This window comes from Heyndrickxia sp. NPDC080065, assembly GCF_050281185.1.
Classification (GTDB): domain Bacteria; phylum Bacillota; class Bacilli; order Bacillales; family Bacillaceae_C; genus Heyndrickxia.
The window spans coordinates 95,864-116,221 of the sequence record NZ_JBNNWS010000007.1 but is presented as its reverse complement, the minus strand read 5'-3'; the positions used below and the strand labels follow the sequence as shown (position 1 = coordinate 116,221).

Here is a 20,358-nt window from a genome sequence, read left to right as displayed (position 1 = left end):
TTAGTTTATTCATATCATGTTAGCGAGAAAATGAAAGGGGTGAAATGGATATGGATGGTGGATATGGTGCTGGTTTTGCACTAATTGTCGTTTTATTTATCTTGCTCATCATTGTAGGAGCAGCATTTGTAGGCGGCGGCTACGGTGGTGGCTACGGTGGTGGCTACGGTGGTTATTATTAATCAACTAATTGATTAAGAGAAAGGAGGTTATTGTATGGGCTTCGGTTTATGCGGTGGAGGCTGTGGCTATGGCTATGCTCCAATGGTTGCTCCAGCTTATGGCGGTGGCGGTCGTTGGTTTGCTTTAATCGTTGTATTGTTTATCCTTCTCATCATTGTAGGAGCAACAATTTGCTTTAACTAAAATTGGCGCTTACATTGTGGTTCTTCTCTTCAAAATAATTGAGAATTTGAACACACCTGGGAACCTTGTGTAGACGTTAAACTAAATAAGCCTTTTAACAAAATTTTACGGTTAAAAGGCTTATTTCTTTTTATTTGAATGAACTCACTCTATTATTAATGAGTACACTATTAAGGAGTTGAAGGCTTTGCAAGATATCAAAATAATTGTTTTTGACCTAGACGGGACTTTATATGAAGATGTTCATCACTTTGATTATTACGCTAAAAAACTTTGTGAGAAGTTAGATTCAAAATATAGGGTGTCTTTTAATCAAGAGTACCAAAATGTTCTTAAAGGACTCCATCCATTAAAATTTGGATCCGTTTATGACGTCCAAAATGATCTTATATTAACTCATAAAAATGGACATGTAACACATGCTTTTACATGGGAAGGTGAACCACTTTCAAGTGAGGAAATTAAAAATATCTATAAAGCGGAGTTACAATTTGATTTTCACTCCATGCTTAATATCGGAGACCTATGGTGGGTTCCAGCAGCTATCGCCAGACATTATGGAATCGATAACCATGAAGCAGAGGCATCCTTTCGAGAAACTCGCGAATATATGATGAGTGACGAATTTCAAATGAAAGAGGTACCAGGCTTTAAAGAAATGCTTAAGCATTTATCAAACAAAAAAAAGTTAGTATTACTTACAAATTCTCCTGAGAGAGATAGTGAGGTCATTATGTCCAAGCTTGGATTCCAGGAATATTTTGATAAAAAAATATTTGACGGACGAAAGCCAATAAAAACAAAAGAACATTTAAATAAAATTAAAGAATATTATCAAATAGAGTTTAATCAAATACTTTCCATCGGGGATAATGCGATTAATGAAATTTTTCCTGCCAAAGAATTTGGCTGTCAAACAATTCTAATTGATCCACATAAAATAAGTGAACCGTCCCATGGGGATCTAATTGTCAATAATTTATTAGAACTTGTTCATGCATTAGAAACAATTGAATGTTAAAAACCCTCTATTATGAGGGTTTTTGTTTATTTTTGATCGATGGTGCCTATATTTTAAAACTACTTAAGACTGTTTCAAGCTCCTTGGCTAGCTTGTTTAAGGTATTCGCTTCTTTAGATACCTCATCCATAGATGCTTGTTGTTCTTCTGATGCAGCCGAAACATGCTGAATTGCTTCTGCAAATTGTTCAGAAATTGAAGCAATCTCTTTCATTTGAGGAACCATATTTTTCGTTTGTGTACTTACATTTCTTACAATCGTAGAAACATCTTTTGTTTCATTGGTGACTTTTCCTACAGCTTGAACAATTTCCTCAAATGCTTGTTCTGTTTGATGTACCAGCATAGTTCCGTCTTTTAAAACCTTCAATCCTTGTGTGACCGATAAAACTACCTCTTCGGTTTCACTTCTTATTTCATCAGTTATATTTTTGATATGCAATACTGCCTGTCCTGATTGATCTGATAATTTTCTAACCTCTTGTGCTACAACAGCAAATCCTTTTCCATGTTCACCTGCACGTGCAGCTTCAATTGTTGCGTTTAATGATAAGAGACTGGTTGAATGAGAGATCTCACTAATTAAATTTAATATTTGGTCGATATCTTTCGTTTTTTCATATAAAGAGTCAATCATTTCTGCCGTTTTTTCTACTGTTTTTTGTACCAAATTTATTTGTTCTACTGTATGATCTACTAAATCATTTCCTGTATTTGCTTTTTGTAGTGCTCTATTAATAGATTTTTCAACACTATGTATGGAATGTGCGGCCTGATCCATTCCTGTAGATATTCCTGAAATCTGGTCAGTAGCAATTGTTGCATTTCCTACTTGTATCTCTGTCCCTCCCGCTACTTCTTCAATCGCGCTAGATATTTGCTCTACAGCTAATTTAGACTCAGTTGATGTCATTCGGAGCCCATCAGAAGATAAAGTTACTTGATTTGCACTTGCTTCCAAATGCACCATTAAGGAATGAAGACGCTCCACCATTTGATTAAAGCCTATTGATAACGAATGGATTTCTTTACTAGAATGATCTATTTTTATTCTTGTTTGTAGATCCCCTTTTGAAACTTGTTCCATTAATTTTTTTAATGACAAGATCGGATTTGTTACTTTACGAATAGTAAGGAATCCAATAGCACTTGCAAAAAGAACTGTGAGGAAGGTTATCCCAATTAATAGATTTCTATAATTGTATACTGGCTTTAGGTAGTCTTGGTCGTTCAAGGCTATGACGTAGACCGATCCATCTAGTTCTACTTGATAAGAAAATGCTAATGTCAGTCCATTACTATGAAGACTACCTTGCTTTTGTTGGTGAATTTTTTTCAAAGTACTTTCAGAAAGGTGAGGAACGGGACTTTTAAATTCTTCAAATGATTCAATTTTAAGGTCCTTTGAAATTCTAAATTGCATCGGATCTAAATTAGAGGACCTAAAGCTATTTTTATTTTGGGTTAAAGCATAGGATAATTTTTTATTAAACTGTTCCTTTGGTACGGTCGATTTTAACATCGTTATTTTTTCTTTTATTACCTCAGCAGAAGATTTCATTTGCTGCTCCACCGAGAGAATGGTTATTTGCTTATTTTTTTCATAGCTGACATAGGCAATGATGATAGAAGATAGCACAATCACCAAAATAATAGGTACTACTAAAATCGTTCTAAGGCTTAACTTATGCAGGAAAGTCATTCATCTATTACCTCTTTTGTTTTGTTAAAATCTTCTATTATTTATTTAATCCTATAATTGTTAAGGAATTGTATATATTACGTTAAGATTTGATAAAGCAATCGTATTTTATAGGTAAAAAGTTATAGATTAGGCACTAGATTTAATGCTTTAGACCCGTTTTTTGAAGAAGTTTTCTCCCTCTATTTTAGTTACTCTCGAGTAAACTTTTATGGATCCATATAGCTGCCTGGGAGCCTTCTCCCATCGCAATGGTCACTTGTTCAGAGTGGGCAGCGACATCTCCCGCAGCCCATACGTTTTCAATATTTGTCATTTTCGTCCTTGGATTAGTTAAGATATGTTTATTTTCATGCAGCTCTACACCTATGTTTCCTGCCAGTTCAGATCGAATTTCATTGCCTCCTAGTGCAACAAAAGCATGCTTCCCATCTAACACAATTCCACTTTTTAAAACAACCCCCTTAAACTGTGATTCTTTCCCTAGAACCTTGCTGATTGCTTCTTGATAGTACGTGATATTTTCTATCTCTAATTGTTTTTGGAGTTGATCATCAATATTGGTTATTTCATGATTAACGTAGATAATCTCATGTGTCCAATATTTTAAGGTTAGTGCCATATTTGCCCCTGCATTTCCTGCCCCTATAACAATCGTACGTTTATTTTTCACCTCGTAGCCATCACAATCAGGACACACATACACACTTATTCCCAGACATGGTATTAACTCAGGAAAATCTGGTAAACGATCCATAATTCCAGTAGCAAATAATAAACGTTTGCCGATAAATCTTACTCCATCCTTTACCGTACAAACGAACTCATTGTCTTGATTTTCAACAGCTATTACCGTTTGATTAATAAACTCCACTCCTAATTCTTCTGCTTGTTCCCTTCCAGTTCTCCGAAGATAATCACCACTTACACCGTTACCCCATCCCAGAATATTGTGATATGCCCTACATAGGTTTGATCTTCCGTGATTAGAATCAATCACAAGAATTTTATGCTGATATCTGCCTAATTGAATCGCCGCCTGTAATCCTGCAATTCCACCGCCAATAATGATACAATCATAAATCAAAATATTTTCACTCCAAATTGATTAGTATCTTGGTATTTTATCCAATCTGTTACTATTTAGTCTGGAATTTGATGCCTGTTGAGTATTTATTATTGGGATATTTCGCTAAATATTTTTAAGTAATTTATATAGTGAAGGGTCAAATTCAGAGGATAGTGAGAAAATTCCTGTTATGAAATAGGAAATATTATAATTCGATTTGGAAGAGGGCATTAAGTAAAAAATAATCATATACATGAAAAAAACTACAGTCAAAGTTCTGTAGTTCTTTTCATCTTAAAGTAGTTAAATGATTTAAGATATAACCAAATCCTTTCGAAAAATCACTTTTTATGGAGTAGTAAGAGCTTGTTTTAAAATCCTTAAAAATAATTAATTTGTCATTGATCCAGATTTTGAATTTTATAACAGTTTCATTATTAATATAGATCATTAAATCATATCCTGGATCATCTGTAGGAGGATTCTTTATTTCATTCATAAAAATCAAAGCGTCCTTCAAAGTTTCATTCCAACGTATATCGTCCGTTATCATAGCAACTGGATCTGGACTACGATTTAATTGACCTGGGGTAAAGGTATAAGGAGAATTAGATTTTGATATTAAAGATTGGGTGATTTGTTTTCCTTTTATCATTTTCACATAAGGATTATGTGTACTCTTCAATTGTGATGATGAATCAGAATTAAAGACATTTGTCACCGTTAATAGTGTAAATAGTATTGCTATGATAATAGCGCATGTACTTATAAAAAAAGGAATAATCTTTGTTCTTTTTCTCTCTAATCTTTTATTTAACGAAGAAAGAGTAGCATATTTTTGTAGGTTTGAACGTTCTATATTATTTAACTGACTAAATGACTCATCCAATTTCAATGAAGTTCGCATCAAAATCCTCCCCCTTTTCAGATAATATTTTTCTTAGAGATACTATTGCTCTTGATGTTGTATTCTTAACCTTCACTTCACTCCACCCTAATATTATGGAAACCTCTTTAATTGAAAAATCTTTAATTTTTCGTAAAATGATGACCTCCTGATATTCTAACTTTAACTTTTTTATAGCCTCATATAATATTTGTACTCTTTCACCTTTGATAATAATTTCCTGAGGAGTATCATTACTAACTCTTTTATCATTATATTTTTCAATAGAGAAGAAACTTAACACTCTTCTTCTTCGATAGAAGTCATATGTTAAATTTCTACCTATCTTTATCAGCCAGGTGTAAATACTTGCCTCCTCCTTAAAAGAATGAATTTTCCTATAAGCTTTATAAAAAGTTTCTTGAGTTAAATCTTCTGCTAGCTCTTTATTTTTTACTAATAAAAAAATATAACTATAAACTTTGTCGCTATATTCAAGATAAATAGCTTCAAAATCATTATTGAGCATATTTGGTTCCCCCCTTTACATTAATAGACGGATATGATGCATTGAAAGAATCACTTTATGTAAAACAAATGATGGAGATTTTAGGGTCGTAGTACTTTTTATTATTACATCTGCTTTGTTAAGGAGTGTAGAGGAATGGACTATTCTTTTCCCTAAAAGAAAGATCACTACAAACGTAATACACGAATTATGTATGGTTCTTTCTAATAACTTTAGGCTGTTTTCGTAAAGTTTGTTGCTTTTTTAGTGATATTTTATTAACAATCTGAGTTGATTGTAGCGGAGGACACTTGACTCCTGCGGGAAAAAGAGGGAAGTGGGAGACCCCACAGGCGGTAACGCCGAGGAGGCTCCCATCACTCCCCGCGGAAAGCAAGTGTCTGGAGCGGAAATCAACGGACTAAGTTTATAGTCTAAAAGCAACAATTTATACGAAAAGAGCCTAACTTTAAGATCATAGGACATGGTCTGTCTTCTTATTATGTTCGTCAGAGCGAAACAAAATGAAGTCTATATCATATCTTTTATTGATTAAGAGTATCTGAGGATCATTACCTTCTACCAGCCATCATCTTAGATAATGCCTCTTCTCTTTTGAGGTACATCTTTAACTGATTTTACAGATGATGTGCTTCATCCCGCTCTGTTAAGGTACATCTTTGTACGATTTTTCGAATGATAAAGATATATTAGCTTATTGTTAAACAAGTCCCGTACTTAGATTTTGAAAAAATATGGATTATGATATAATTGTGCAATTAAATCATATTTTTACGTGGAGGCTATATGCTTACTTTTGAAGATAAACTAGCAATTATTGAATCCTTTCCAGAGCTGGAAAGGAAAAATGTATCACTGGGGAGAATAAATTTTCATTATGAAGAAAGCTCATCTGATAAAAAGAATGTCGTTTATCATTTACATCCAAATGGGAATGGCTTTGTTTACGCGGGGAATCTGAGCGATTATCAGGTGGATGATAAAGGAATGGTAAACATTCGAGATTTTTCCGAGGAAGAGCTTCGGACCATCATTCAAAAATCTATTCTCTCACTTGCTCCGAAAACAGCCATTGAATCATCCATTGTTGGAGAGCAAACGGAAGAAAAATGGATTAACCAGGACAACCATACATTAATTCTTATAAATGAAGATGATATGTGGAATGTTTATGCAGGCTTAAATCTGGATGGCACATTTAATTCATACCAAGAAGCTGCTGAATATTTGCATGAAGAGGGATTTTCTAGATTATAATGACAAAAAATTCGCCCTGATAGGTTCAAATTTCCGACCTACTTCAGGGCTTTTTTACTCTTACTTTGTACAAACCGCCACTCCAATAAAATATCGGACTCCCTCACGCTGCCTCTCAAATGTCGGTCCTCTTTGATAATAAATTTCTACATTAGAAAAGCGGATAAATAAATCCTCAAACTCTTCTGGTGTAAGCTGATGAACATGGAAAGGTTCACTCGTCGGCATCCCGCGACCTCTTCCAAAAGGACTAGATAACACCAATGTCCCCCCAGGCTTTAACATTTGATACAAATAATCCATAAACAATTGATCATCCTTAACATGTTCAATCGTTTCAAAACTTAAGATTGTATCAAACATTCCTAATTTTTCTGGCAGTTTCGGATCTAAACAGTCTCCTTGTAGATAGGTAATCTTTTGATGATGATATTCCCGGTTGGCATACTCGATTGTTTCTTTATCAATATCCACTCCGATCAATTCCACTAGCTCGCGTTTTCGATCCTTAGCGACCATATGGCAGCCATAGCCTGTGCCACAAGCAATATCCAATACTCTCCCTTTTATATAAGGGGTCGCAAAATAGTACCTCGCAATATGTTCTAATAACATCCCGTTTGTGGGCTTCAGTTGTTTCGGAATAATTCTTTCACCTGTCCATTCAAGCAATGACATCACCATTTTCTTACAATTTTAAGATCTTGATGTCCATTATAATAGGATTTTTAAGAAATTGCGATATTAAACATGGATACCCATTACACAAAAATATAACCGATAATATATCTACGGGATTTCCATGTTATCCGCAACTTTTTGATTTTATCCTCGATACTCTGCCAACACAAACCTTCCGTCCCAAGTGAAAAATACCTCTATTTGTCCAAAGATGATCCCGGTGTACATTTATATAAGATGGATGATACAATCAAATTTTTTGATGGAGCAATATTTATACCTTTGAAGCTAAACTAATTAAAAAAAATTGTGTTCTATAAAGGCTTTTTAAAATAGTCTGAAGTATTATACTATTTAAAGAGAGGAAATTACTAAACTTAATACAGATTGGAGATGTAGAAATTGATTTTTAAACCTCGCAATGAATCAGTAGAATTAAAACTTCTAAGATACTTAAATGAGCGAATGCATTTATCAGAAAAAGATAAAATGAACTATTTAACCTTAGAAAAAGGCTTTAAAGGAGAGCAAACTTTTGATGAGCGGATAAAGAACATTTCGAACGATTGGCTTATATTAAACGATTTACTTCTCGAAAGTAATAATACGATTTGTCAAATTGATTCGCTATTAATCTCTAATCCAACAATATACATGATCGAAATTAAAAATTATGAAGGAGATTATTATATCGAAGCTGATCGATGGTACTCAATATCCGGAAATGAAATAAAAAACCCAATACTCCAGTTAAAACGAAGTGAATCCTTATTTCGAAGACTACTCCAAGATCTTGGATTGAACTATCCAATCGAATCATATGTTATCTTCATTAACCCCGAATTTCACTTATATCAAGCTCCACGAAATCTTCCTATTATTTTTCCAACACAGCTTTCTCGATTTATAAATAAATTTACTCAGAGAACTTCAAAAATGAAAGACAAATACTTAAAATTAGCTGAACAATTAGTTTCCGTTCATTCAGAAGAGTCCCCTTACAAACGGATACCTGACTATACTTTTGATCAACTAAAAAAGGGGGTAGCTTGTGCACGCTGTCGTTCCTTTGTTAACGATTTCAGTAAAAACTCATTAGTTTGTGAAACATGTGATCACAAAGAAAATGTTACAGCTGCAGTAATACGGAGTGTAGAGGAATGGGCAATTCTTTTTCCTGAAAGAAAGATAACTACAAACGAAATACAAGAATGGTGTAAAATAATACCAAGAAGGACCATTCTCAATATTCTTTCAAAGAATTTTAAAATAATAGGGTTTGGACGTACTTCTTATTATATGTCATATGAAACATGATGAATCTTAAATTCTTTTAAAGAATATGAGTAATATAGGAAATATTGCTTCATATACTAGGTTATATTATTGAATGCTTAGGTTTGTTTATTTATTTTGAAGTACATCTTGTCGCGGCTTTCCGCTTGGTGTACTTTTTTTGTTTTTCTGGTAGATCTTGTTGCGGTTTTCCTTCTGGATCTACTTTTTTTCGCGTTTTTCTGGTAGATCTTGTTGCGGTTTCCCTCTTAATCTACTTCTTTCCACGTTTTTCTGGTAAATCTTGTTGCGGTTTCCCTCTTGATCTACTTCTTTCCACGTTTTTCTGGTAGATCTTGTCGCGGGTTCCCTCTGGATCTACTTCTTTTCGCGTTTTTCTGGTAGATCTTGTTGTGGTTTCCCTCTGGATCTACTTCTTTTTGCGTTATTCTGGTAGATCTTGTTACAGTTCCCCCTTAATCTACTTCTTTCCACGTTTTTCTGGTAGATCTTGTTGCGATTTCCCTCTTGATCTACTTCTTTTCGCGTTTTTCTGGTAGATCTTGTCGTGATTTCCCTCTTAATCTACTTCTTTTCGCGTTTTTCTGGTAGATCTTGTTACGGGTTCCCTCTTGATCTACTTCTTTCAGCGGTTTTCTGGTAGATCTTGTTGTGATTTCCCTCTTAATCTACTTCTTTTCGCGTTTTTCTGGTAGATCTTGTTACAGGTTCCCTCTTGATCTACTTCTTTCAGCGTTTTTCTGGTAGATCTTGTTACGGGCTCCCTCTTTGATCTACTTCTTTTCACGCTTTTCTGGTAGATCTTGTTACAATTATCTACTTGATGTACATCTCAGTAGAAGTACATCAAGTACCAATTTTCAATCAATAAAATATAGTCTTACAAGCAGATTCTCACGACTTTGATTGTTTTTTCTACATTAGAAAAGCGAACAGTTTAGTTAAACCCCTTGTTGCTGATATTGTACTTGGTGGAGCTTGGCGAAAATACCACCTTTTGCTATTAATTCATTGTGGGTTCCTTCTTCTGCAATGCCGTCTTCAGTGACGACGATAATTCGATCCGCGTTTTGAATTGTAGCAAGTCTATGGGCGATGATGAGAGTTGTACGGTTTTTGGCTAGTTCATTCAATGCTTGTTGAATAATTCGTTCAGTTTCTGTGTCTAGTGCAGATGTTGCTTCGTCTAAAATTAAAATAGGCGGGTTTTTCAAAAACATACGTGCAATAGCGATTCTCTGTTTTTGCCCTCCTGATAGTTTAAGTCCCCGCTCTCCAATTTGTGTTTCGTAACCAAATGGAAGGGAATGAATGAACTCTTCTAAATGAGCACGTCTTGCTGCTTCTACAATCTCTTCTTCAGTTGCATCCAGCTTCCCGTAAGCGATATTTTCACGCAATGTTCCTGTAAAAAGGAAGACATCCTGCTGAACAATACCGATTTGTGATCGAAGTGATTCTTTCGTCATTTTGCAAATATCGATTCCGTCAATTAATATCTTTCCAGCATCTACATCATAAAATCGTGGAATAAGCGAGCAGATGGTTGTTTTCCCTGCTCCAGAAGGTCCCACGAAAGCAACTGTTTCACCAGACTGAATTTTTAAATCGATGTTCTCAAGAACTGGCTTGTGCTCATCATAACTAAAGGTCACATCTTCAAAAGCAATGTCTCCATGAAGGTACGGAACTTCCATCGCCCCCTTCACATCTACTACTTCCGGCTCTTGGTCAATTAATTCTGTAAAACGTTTGAAGCCAGCCATTCCTTTTGGATACAGTTCCATTAGAGCACTAATTTTATCAATTGGTTTAAAAAGAACATTCATATAAAGTATGAAGCCGACAAGTTCTCCTGGAGAAAGCTTGTTGTTAAAATTAAGCCAAGCACCATATATTAAAACTGCGAGCACAATGAATCTCGTCATCATATAAATTCCCGAACTGCTAAATGACATTACTTTATAGCCGCCAAGCTTCGCTTTTCTAAACTTGCGATTATTCTTAGTAAATCTTGAAATCTCATACCTTTCATTTGTAAACGATTGGACGACACGAACTCCGGATACGCTATCCTCTACCCGTGCATTCACATCCGCAATATCACTATACATTTGTTTCCATGCTTTATTCATTTTTAAATTACAAACAACAATTAACCAAATTAGAAACGGAACAATAACAATCGTTACTAATGCAAGTTGAACATTAATCGTTAACATAATCCAAAATGCTCCAACAAACGTCATTACAGCAATAAACATATCTTCAGGACCATGGTGGGCAAGCTCCCCAATATCAAATAAATCATTCGAAATCCGGCTCATAATATGTCCAGTCTTCGTATTGTCGAAAAAACGAAAGGACTGTTTTTGTACATGCTGAAACAATTGCTGTCTCATATCCGTTTCGATATTAATCCCTAGCTTATGTCCCCAGTAGTTCACAATAAATTGTAAAAAAGTACTCATTAAATACAGTACCAGTAAACCAACACTAACCGAGACAATTGTAGACCAATTTCCTTCTGGTAAAAGATCATCAATAAACCACTGCACAGCAAGTGGAAAAGCTAATTCTAAAATCGCAACTACTACTGCACTACAAAAATCTATAATAAATAGTTTTTTATGCGGCATATAATAAGAAAAAAACCTGCGTAACATAATGCATCTCCCATCTATTTCTATTCATCTTAAGCGATTATAAATTTTATATAAAGAAGCTGCAATGAAAAAGCGAAATTATTCTAATATTTTTTCGGTTCGAAAATATTATTCTACTAACTTACCAAAAAATTTATTTTATTTTCAGAATTATATGTAAATATATGGTATACTATTTATAAGGGGGTGTAATATTGAGGAAAAACTTTATCATTATTCCTTTAGTTTTTATCCTAGCACTTATTATATCCTTTATATTTTCGGAAAAGGATCCTGCAAAAAAGAGAGAAGAAGGAATTCCTGTCGGTGGTGGGGTAGAAGAAAAAATGGTTTTAACTGAAAAAGATAAAAATAGTATTTGGATTGATATTCAGAAAGCAACAGGTAAATTACTGAATTTATCGGTTAATTTTAGTAGGGATGCTTCAAAATTACCTACAAGAGAGGAACTTGACCGTATTTTACCAAATTACTATGATGATCCTATCCTTACTGAACTCAGGGAAAATTGGTATGACAAGATCATTACAGGTTCAAGAACCATATTAGATTCCCTGCCTTTAATCCCTAAAGAACAACCAAAATACACCGTTATAACAAATGAAAAAGTAAAGGTCGTTTGGGATAAAGCAGAATCTCCCTCAGATCCAAAACAAATAGCTAAGCTAGAAATAACCGTTGTAAAAAAAGACGGTAAATGGAAGATCTCTACCCAAGAGATTACACCTGTTCAGTAATCACCAGATTACTAAGCATCTTAACACCACGAAAATAGCGGGTTTCCGCACCCGCTACTCCGAAGACCCTTTCATCTCAAGCACTGATTTAACCGCCATTTCAATTTCTTGATACCCTGTACATCTACAAATATTTGATTCTAGCCATTCTTGAATCACCTGATCAGTTGCATTCGGATGTTTCTGAATTAAAGAATGACAATTCATTATAAATCCCGGTGTACAATAGCCGCACTGAAAAGCAAATGACTCGATAAAGGCTTGTTGGATCGGTGCATTTTTTAGTCCTTCTATCGTAGTTATCTGTTTATTTGCAGCTTCTACACCTAGCATAAGACACGACTTCATTGGCCATCCATCAATATTCACCGTGCAAGCACCACAATCACCATTAAGGCAGCCAGGCTTTGCACCAGTCAAACCTAACTTCCCCCTTAAAACATTAAGAAGTGTTTCAGAACTTCTAATGCTTACCTCTCTTTGTTCCCCATTTACGTCTAATATTACCGTCACAAGTGACATCACTGCTTCACCCCTTCTCCAATTCTATTAGAATATCAAACAATATATTTTTTAAAACAAACAGTCGATACTCTGAAGAACCTTCTGTATCATTTAATATCGGGGATGGAAGATGCAAAATAGCATCCTCTATTTTTTCATCCATTGTTAATTGGTCATTATTAAGATGCTCTTCCATTTCAAATGCCCGAAACGGAAATGGACATAAACCACTGATGGCTACTCTAATTTGATTATCGATTTTCAGCGCAGCAACTGTTATTAGAGGATAGCCTGTATTCCATTGCCTTCTCCTTTTTATACTTACATAGGGAGCTTCGATAAATTTACGATCCGTACTAACTTGGACAAGGAACGATCCCTCATTTAGATGAAGATAACGATCAAACACTTGATGAATTGGAAAGAATTTAATACCATCAAATCCCGCAATCATCAGGATGCTATCAGATAGTAAAAAGGGCAGCACCGCTTCTCGGTAATAAATTTCGGCACATATATTACCGCCTATTGTAATCTTTGTACGTGATGTATGGTCGGCAATCTCACTTGAGGTCTTTGATAATAATGGAAACGGATTTGATTCTTCAATTTGAACAATAGAGAGTCCTCCTCCTACAATCAATCGACTTTCACTAGAATATAAGACTTCATATTCCGGAATTCCCTTTAGATCAATGACAGCATCTGTATATACTACATTTAATCTCCCAAGCGTAATAATTTCTGTCCCACCTGAGAAATATTTTGGACTTTTCCCTTCAAGCTTCAGGGCATGGAATAGAGAGGTCGCTTCTTGTATGGATTTTGGCTGATAATAATCGAAATCATAGGTAGCCATCCAGTTTCCCCTCCTTCGTTCTCCAAATAAGTTCGGGGATTAAAGGGAGATGCTGCAGTGATACACCGGCAGCAATCGATAAGCTGTTACCGAGAGCAGCAGGCATTCCCAATATTCCATGCTCACCAACACCACGTAATCCGTATGGGGAATCTAACTGCGGGGTTTCAATAAAATCAACCAAATACTCAGGATTCTCTCCATAATGAATCGGCCGGTAGGTTCTTAACTGTGGATTTATTACTCTCCCTAGCTCATCAAAAATAAATGTTTCACGACCGCCATAGGATAATCCCATGCTCATAGCCCCCATTACTTGCCCTTTGGCTGTTTTTTTATTTAACACTTTTCCAATATCAGCCACTGTACTCGCGCGAATAATCTTATACGTAAAATCTCTTTTATCAAATTCCACTTCTACAACTGATGCACATACCGACCATTCAGGTCCTGGATTTCCAGCACCAGTTTCACGATCTATATTGGTCATCCTCCGTAAAATGTAATTTCCTCTTCCAATAATTTGCCCGCCAATTGCATTGCCATTTGGGTACTTATAACCGTGCACAATCTCGGGAAATGCAAGCCCTACTCTAGGATCATCTCGTAAAAACACCCTGGAATTGGCAACAACTAAATCATCTGGTGAACAACGTAAAACACATGAGGCAATATCTTTCAATTGTTTTTCTACATCATCAGCCGCCTTCAGTAAGGCTCTCCCCGCCATAAACGTTCCGCGACTAGCCACCGTTTTCCAATGATCCGGTGTCGTTTGAGTATTCACTTCCATTCGTACATGTATTTGGTTAACATCCATTTGTAAACGTTCAGCAAGGATTTGGGCTAAAACTGTTTTTGTCCCAGTTCCAATCTCAATTACACCAGACATTAAATTTATACTTCCATCAGTATTAAAAGTTAAAATGACACCTGAGCTTGCATCTGAATCAATTGTAGATGTTTTCCATCCACAGCTAGCACCTTTTACACGGACAAAACGCTCATCAATTTCAATGACTTGCCCCTCATCCCAGTTTGCTAATTCTTTTACACGATCAATGCATTTTTTAAGATTTCCAACATTACTATGATTGAGAAGAACTTGAGTAGGGGTAGTATTACCAGGGAGGATTGCGTTTTTGTAACGTAATTCAAATGGATCCATCTGCAGCTTTTGGGCTAAAAGATCCATCGTCCTTTCAATGGCAAATAAAAGTTCGGAATGACTGAATCCACGAAAAGGGGCTGCATAAGGATGATTTGTATACATACAATATGAATTACACCAAGTGTTTTCTATGTGGTATGGCCCTGTACAGTCAACTGCTGCTGCTCTGCTCAGATCTACTGATTTATCTGAGTAGGCACCGCCATCAAATAAAAAAATTATTTCAGCAGCTTTTAATATCCCGTCCCTTGTACATCCTAGTTTTATCTTCGCATCCAACCCAATATGACAAGGTGCAGTAATTGAATCCTCTTCTCGTGAATACGCAATTTTCACAAGTTTCCCACCAACTGCCTTGGATGCAAGATAGGCAAGAAATTCGGATTGAGAAGAAGCCTTCCCACCATATGCCCCTCCAACGAGCGGGGTATTTACAATAATTTTTCCGATATTTTCATTAAAATATTGGCCTATTAACTGTTTTACCATAAAGGGGGCTTGTGATGTCGTTGAGATCACAATGGTCCCATCAGATTTTATCTCTGCAGTTGAACATCGGGTTTCCATTGCAGCATGGTCAGATGGATTAAAGGAAAAATTGGCCTCTACCGTTATTTCGCTTTCACTCCATCCTTTTTCCATATTCCCTTTACGGATTTTTTGTAAGCTTGCAATGTTTGTACCAGGAACAGGATATACACCGGAAATTTTTTCGTAAGTTCCTAAGTCCTCATGGATGAGTGGCGCATCTTTTCTAAAAGCTTCTCTAGGTGAGTTAACCACTGGAAGGGGCTCATATTTTACTTTTATTAAGCTTGCAGCCTTATTAGCTATAAATAAGCTATCCGCTACTACAACTGCAACAACTTCTCCATTATAACGGACTTTATCTACAGCAATTGGCGGGCGGTCTCTCATTTCCTCACCTATTAAAGGAAACCTTTCTCCAGCAATAATCGCTCGCACACCAAGTATCTTTTGTGCATTTGTTACATCAATACTCTTAATTTTTGCATGCCCTAATGGACTAACAACCAGTGCCCCATGTAACATCTCTGGAGAGTGATAATCATTAATATACATTGCTTCACCTGTTACTTTTTCAATGGCATCCTTTCGAATAATACTTTTCCCAATCACCTTCAATCTTTTTCCCTCCCTGAATCTAGCTTTCTAATTGATAAATAATCCATCTCGTGATCGACATCTAAAAAGGATAAACGATCTTGAAATTCTATTATTAGCTTCTTATCTTGTATATTTCTTCTTAAAAGTTCTCGGGCACCTTTATCCCCTTGTAGTTTCAATAATTCAGGATAGAGGTTCTCTGAAAAAAGAATGGGGGGTCTAGGAATTCCATTAAAGGATGCAGCTACAATCGAGTTATCTTTGTTTGTACTATATCGAAAAATTAGATCATTTATTATTTTCCTTGAAATAAAGGGTTGATCTGCAAGTAATATCATGACTGCATTTGCATTCAAATCTATTGCATTTTTTATGCCAAATCTTAAGGAATGAGATTGCCCTTTGTCAGCATCATCACATGAAAAAGAACACCACTTCTTATTCATCTTTAAAGAGGGTGTTATCCATGAGAGCTCATCTGAGGGATTAGTGATAATGATAATATGATCAAGTTCTGTTTGAAGGGCTGTTTTTAAAGCAATGCTGCCTAAGCAATCGTTCATTAATGGTAAAGTAAGCTTATTTTTCCCCATCCTCTTGCTTTTACCTGCAGCAAGATATATCCCTATGATCCTATCTTGTTTCAACTTGACCACATTTTCTCTTTGACTGGTTTACGTAACACTTCAATCATTTCAGCAACAATACTTATAGCTATTTCCTCTGCCCCCTTAGCACCAATGCTTTTACCAACTGGCGAAGAAATCCAAGAAGGAATTTCCTCATGATTCAATAATCGTTGTGTTCGTCTTTTCGGTCCTAAAATACCAAGATAATTTAGCTTTTCATTCTTTAGAAAGGACAGCAGCTCCTTATCCCTTTGAAAATGATGGGTCATGATAATAACGAAGTCATCTTTTCTGAAGGATAATTCTTCACAAATTTCACGTGGGAACCCAATCATGCAATTACTTATTTTAGGAAATTTTTCTTTATTGCAAAATCCCGGACGCCAATCACAAACAGTAACTTCAAAACCAACATCTTCAGCAAAGTTTGCCAATGGTATGGCATCAGGACCGGCTCCAAATAAAAATAATCGCGGTTTAGGTTTATATAAATGAAGGTACATAGGAGCTGCTCCATCTATATTTAATAATCCATTTCTTTGTTTCACATGTTTATCTTCAATTAAATGATGGGAGCTGCCAAACTCACTTCCCTTTAACGGATAATAGCCATATGCAATAAGGTTAAAATCCTCGGTAAACTGTTTGATATGTAATACGGTGTCTCCTGCATCTAAAAACCCCTTTAAACTCAACAAATCTTCCTGTAGCTTTGCTGTTATAGGCTCTAACAAAATATGCAAAACACCATTACAACCTGCTCCTTGCCCCCAGGATAAATCCGATTCCTCTTTCATGTTGTAGATGAATACCTTTGCCTCTTGTTCCTTCCAAACTTGCTCTGCCTTATATTGAAGTTCTTCCTCTAAACATCCTGCACTTAGCATACCGATTTGTTCGCCGTTCTCTAAAAACAACATAGTCGATCCTTCTTTTTTATATGAAGACCCTTCCACATGAATAATTGTTGCAAGGACACCTTTTCCATTAGAGATGCGAAGTTCGTTTAAAATTTGAAAAATATCCTCCATGCCATTCACCGCTTTCCAGGGTACTATATAATGTATATTCAGTGTATGGAGTAATTATTAGAACTTCCCAATTTCAAATTTCGATTACTAAGGCTGTTTTCGTAAAGATTGGAAAAATCCTACCAGATATTTACTTCGTAAAATCATTGATATTTACTTCGTAAAATATTATTAAATCTATAGATGCATGCTGGTTTAATTAAGTTTTTCAATTTGAAAGTAATGAGCCTTTACTAATTTTCTTCACAAAATTGTTTCGTTTCTTGATAAATGGCAATATGATATTGTTGTTTCTGTTGTTCTGCTTTCAGTGAGACTTGAAGTAAGCCTTTTGGCGGAAATGAGAGCTCCTTTTTCTTCTCAAACCTTTCAAGCCCATCATTCAATACTTTCATTTGATTTGCCCATGTTTCCTTGTCACTTACTGTCATGGAATGAGAGGAACCCCATTCTTTAAATGTCACCACCACATCCAATAAGTAGATATATCCGTTACTCAACATTTTTGTTTTTTGATGATATTCCTGCAAAACAGTACTCTTTTGCTTACAAAATGGAAAATAGCTAAACACCTTAGAAACCATTTTTAGATCTTTTTTCATCGGGTGCAAATCCTGAATATATTTTTTTAATTGATTTTGATACTCCCTGCCTTTTACAGGATCGCAGCCTCCTAAAATCCAATTTGAGAATTCTAAAAACAATGAGGATAACATGCTGTAGTATTCGTTATATGTAGAAGCTGCCTTTTGGGTAAAAAAATTCGGAAAGAAATAGACATTCACTAATATAGCAAGTACTGCTCCTATAAACGTATCTTTAATTCGGTCTGAAGCATATTCTCCAGATTGATGCCCCAAGACAAATACAAGTAAAATTGACAGGGCAACTTGTTCGATCACTGTTTTATCTAATTTCATCCATTTTGTAATGAATGAACCTCCTAAAATTAAAAGTCCCAGCATCCATCCATTTATTTGTATGTATTTATAGAAAAATATAATAAGAAATATCCCAATAATGGTGCCAATCATACGATGAAAGGAAAAGCGGATTGTTCGGTTTGGATTCGCTTTAAGACACAAAATAACGGTCAACGGTGCTAAATAAGGATGATTGGATCCTGTTAACTTCGCGACTTCCCAAGAAAGTGCCGAGGCAATTGCTACTTTCCATATAACCAATGATATGTTTTCAAAAATTTCCTGATTCTTTTGTTTCATTTCGTATTAATCATTCCTTCATAAATTTCCTAACTAATAGTTTTTATATTTTTTTTCCTTTTATACGTTTCAATTTATATCTAACACCACATTAACCATTATAAAATTTTTTCTAATCCCAATTTTCGATATATTTTGAATATAGTGTTGACAAATATTTTGATACTACTGTATATTTTGATATATCAACGAGTAAAAAATAACCAGATTTCCTAACCTCCTTTATCGTGCATAAAGTAATTTAAAAAAATAAACATAATTTCCCCTTAGACTAACATAAACAATTTTTTAAATCTTTTAGCTATCAAAATACATAGCTGCAGGTAAGAAAATTGTCATTACATTCATTAAATCGAAAAGATTACCCTCCTTGAGAATGCACCACGAAATTGGATTCACACATTTTAATACTTCCATTTTTGTGATTTTTTTCTATTTCCCATATTGGTTCTACATCTTTTTCTCAAAATACTTGTATTGAAATGAATTTATTTTTATCATATTACAAATTTTTTACACATAGTAGTTAAAGAGGCTGTATAAATAGGAAAATATTATTCTAATAAACTAGGTTTAAGAATTTTCGTTACTCCAATTAATAGAATTGAATCCGAGGTGACAAGTGATGCAAGACACACTATTAAAAGTTGAAGGATTAAAAACTTATTTCTATCTAGATGATAAAAAAATATCTAAAGCAGTTGATGGGATTAATTTTTCCATTAATCCCGGTGAAACAGTTGCTCTTGTTGGAGAATCTGGAAGCGGCAAGAGTATTACCTCACTTTCAATTATGCAATTAATTAACAAGCCAGGAAAAATAAAAGAGGGATCAGTTACCTTTAATGGGGAGGATCTTGTAAAGCTTTCAGACAAGCAAATGGCAAAGGTACGAGGCAATGATATTGCAATGATTTTTCAGGAGCCAATGACTGCATTAAATCCAGTATTTACAATTGGAAATCAGATTATGGAAACATTGATGAAGCACAAAAAACTATCAAAGATACAGGCACAGAAAAGAGCCATAGAATTGCTGAAAATGGTTGGTTTTCCAAGAGCAGAAGAGACAGTGAAGGAATATCCTCACCAACTTTCTGGCGGTATGCGCCAACGGGCAATGATTGCAATCGCTATGTCATGTGACCCTAAGCTACTAATTGCAGACGAACCTACAACTGCACTTGATGTAACGATTCAAGCGCAAATTCTAGATTTAATGAAGGAAATGAAGGAAAAATTTAATACTGCCGTTCTTCTAATCACTCATGACTTAGGTGTAGTAGCTGAATACGCCGATCGAGTAATGGTTATGTATGGTGGACAAATTGTTGAAGATACAACGGTTGAACGTTTGTTTACTAACCCCAAACATCCTTATACCATTGGTTTACTTGAAAGTCTGCCAAGTATTGAAAAAGAAGTAAGAAGGCTTGGAGCAATTAAAGGAACCGTACCGCCGTCACATAGTTTTCCAACAGGGTGCCGGTTTTCGGATAGATGCCCTAAGGTAATGGATAAATGTAGGGAAATCCATCCGGAGCTTATACCAACAGAAACAGGTCATGATGTACGATGCCATCTTTACGAATAAGGAGGATAC

General features: G+C 35.3%; 18 protein-coding genes and 1 pseudogene. 7 read left to right on the top strand and 12 right to left on the bottom strand.

The genetic code is table 11. The features are described from left to right. Window positions 1-50 precede the first annotated feature (50 nt). From ACQKP0_RS09915 to ACQKP0_RS09905, 3 genes and pseudogenes are all read left to right on the top strand, one after another. Window positions 51-137, top strand: a pseudogene (locus ACQKP0_RS09915) (YjcZ family sporulation protein); the annotation flags it as partial. 79 nt (window positions 138-216) lie between these two features. Next, window positions 217-366 carry a YjcZ family sporulation protein gene (locus tag ACQKP0_RS09910; protein ID WP_427405674.1) on the top strand — a complete coding sequence of 50 codons (150 nt, stop codon included), beginning with the start codon at window positions 217-219 and terminating at the stop codon, window positions 364-366. Between the two features lie 187 nt (window positions 367-553). After that, window positions 554-1,387, top strand: a complete 834-nt coding sequence (locus tag ACQKP0_RS09905) for an HAD family hydrolase (protein WP_427405673.1) — start codon at window positions 554-556, stop codon at window positions 1,385-1,387. 46 nt (window positions 1,388-1,433) lie between these two features. On the opposite strand, the gene ACQKP0_RS09900 is transcribed toward ACQKP0_RS09905, so the two are convergent. From ACQKP0_RS09900 to ACQKP0_RS09885, 4 genes are all read right to left on the bottom strand, one after another. Next, entirely contained in the window at window positions 1,434-3,089 is a 1,656-nt protein-coding gene (locus ACQKP0_RS09900) for a methyl-accepting chemotaxis protein (protein ID WP_427405672.1), read from the bottom strand. Window positions 3,090-3,276: 187 nt separating this feature from the next. Next, a complete protein-coding gene (locus ACQKP0_RS09895; protein WP_427405671.1) occupies window positions 3,277-4,176 on the bottom strand; it encodes an NAD(P)/FAD-dependent oxidoreductase in 900 nt (299 codons plus the stop codon). Window positions 4,177-4,447: 271 nt separating this feature from the next. Next, the gene (locus ACQKP0_RS09890) at window positions 4,448-5,065 is read right to left on the bottom strand and encodes a hypothetical protein (protein WP_427405670.1); all 618 of its coding nucleotides are present in this window, start codon (window positions 5,063-5,065) and stop codon (window positions 4,448-4,450) included. Next, window positions 5,040-5,573, bottom strand: coding sequence for an RNA polymerase sigma factor (locus tag ACQKP0_RS09885; protein ID WP_427405669.1), 534 nt, complete (start codon window positions 5,571-5,573; stop codon window positions 5,040-5,042). Before ACQKP0_RS09885 ends, ACQKP0_RS09890 begins: the two co-directional genes overlap by 26 nt. Window positions 5,574-6,359: 786 nt before the next feature. Here ACQKP0_RS09885 and ACQKP0_RS09880 point away from each other — a divergent pair. Further along, the gene (locus ACQKP0_RS09880; RefSeq protein ID WP_427405668.1) at window positions 6,360-6,830 is read left to right on the top strand and encodes a hypothetical protein; all 471 of its coding nucleotides are present in this window, start codon (window positions 6,360-6,362) and stop codon (window positions 6,828-6,830) included. A 60-nt stretch (window positions 6,831-6,890) separates the two neighbouring features. Here ACQKP0_RS09880 and ACQKP0_RS09875 read toward each other — a convergent pair whose 3' ends face one another. After that, window positions 6,891-7,508 (bottom strand): class I SAM-dependent methyltransferase, encoded by a 618-nt coding sequence (locus tag ACQKP0_RS09875; protein ID WP_427405818.1) that lies wholly within the window; start codon window positions 7,506-7,508, stop codon window positions 6,891-6,893. A gap of 405 nt (window positions 7,509-7,913) precedes the next feature. Here ACQKP0_RS09875 and ACQKP0_RS09870 point away from each other — a divergent pair, with 405 nt between their 5' ends. Next, window positions 7,914-8,828: a nuclease-related domain-containing protein gene (locus ACQKP0_RS09870; RefSeq protein ID WP_427405667.1), complete on the top strand. Its 915-nt coding sequence runs from the start codon at window positions 7,914-7,916 to the stop codon at window positions 8,826-8,828. 920 nt (window positions 8,829-9,748) lie between these two features. Here ACQKP0_RS09870 and ACQKP0_RS09865 read toward each other — a convergent pair. Beyond that, window positions 9,749-11,473: an ABC transporter ATP-binding protein gene (locus ACQKP0_RS09865; protein WP_427405666.1), complete on the bottom strand. Its 1,725-nt coding sequence runs from the start codon at window positions 11,471-11,473 to the stop codon at window positions 9,749-9,751. Between the two features lie 194 nt (window positions 11,474-11,667). On the opposite strand from ACQKP0_RS09865, the gene ACQKP0_RS09860 reads away from it, so the two are divergent. After that, a complete protein-coding gene (locus tag ACQKP0_RS09860; RefSeq protein WP_427405665.1) occupies window positions 11,668-12,210 on the top strand; it encodes a hypothetical protein in 543 nt (180 codons plus the stop codon). A 54-nt stretch (window positions 12,211-12,264) separates the two neighbouring features. Here the strand turns inward: ACQKP0_RS09860 and ACQKP0_RS09855 are convergent, their stop codons facing one another. From ACQKP0_RS09855 to ACQKP0_RS09830, 6 genes are all read right to left on the bottom strand, one after another. Beyond that, window positions 12,265-12,732 (bottom strand): (2Fe-2S)-binding protein, encoded by a 468-nt coding sequence (locus ACQKP0_RS09855; protein ID WP_427405664.1) that lies wholly within the window; start codon window positions 12,730-12,732, stop codon window positions 12,265-12,267. Between the two features lie 7 nt (window positions 12,733-12,739). Beyond that, window positions 12,740-13,573 (bottom strand): FAD binding domain-containing protein, encoded by an 834-nt coding sequence (locus ACQKP0_RS09850; protein WP_427405663.1) that lies wholly within the window; start codon window positions 13,571-13,573, stop codon window positions 12,740-12,742. Then, entirely contained in the window at window positions 13,560-15,827 is a 2,268-nt protein-coding gene (locus ACQKP0_RS09845; RefSeq protein WP_427405817.1) for a xanthine dehydrogenase family protein molybdopterin-binding subunit, read from the bottom strand. The genes ACQKP0_RS09850 and ACQKP0_RS09845 overlap by 14 nt, the downstream gene beginning before the upstream one ends. Window positions 15,828-15,886: 59 nt before the next feature. Beyond that, complete coding sequence (locus tag ACQKP0_RS09840; protein ID WP_427405662.1) at window positions 15,887-16,519, bottom strand: nucleotidyltransferase family protein; 633 nt, start codon at window positions 16,517-16,519, stop codon at window positions 15,887-15,889. Then, complete coding sequence (locus ACQKP0_RS09835) at window positions 16,516-17,532, bottom strand: XdhC family protein (RefSeq protein ID WP_427405661.1); 1,017 nt, start codon at window positions 17,530-17,532, stop codon at window positions 16,516-16,518. The genes ACQKP0_RS09840 and ACQKP0_RS09835 overlap by 4 nt, the downstream gene beginning before the upstream one ends. 233 nt (window positions 17,533-17,765) lie before the next feature. Beyond that, entirely contained in the window at window positions 17,766-18,755 is a 990-nt protein-coding gene (locus ACQKP0_RS09830; RefSeq protein ID WP_427405660.1) for an FUSC family protein, read from the bottom strand. A gap of 622 nt (window positions 18,756-19,377) precedes the next feature. Between ACQKP0_RS09830 and ACQKP0_RS09825 the strand changes: the two genes are divergently transcribed. Beyond that, window positions 19,378-20,349 carry an ABC transporter ATP-binding protein gene (locus ACQKP0_RS09825; RefSeq protein ID WP_427405659.1) on the top strand — a complete coding sequence of 324 codons (972 nt, stop codon included), beginning with the start codon at window positions 19,378-19,380 and terminating at the stop codon, window positions 20,347-20,349. Window positions 20,350-20,358 lie beyond the last annotated feature (9 nt).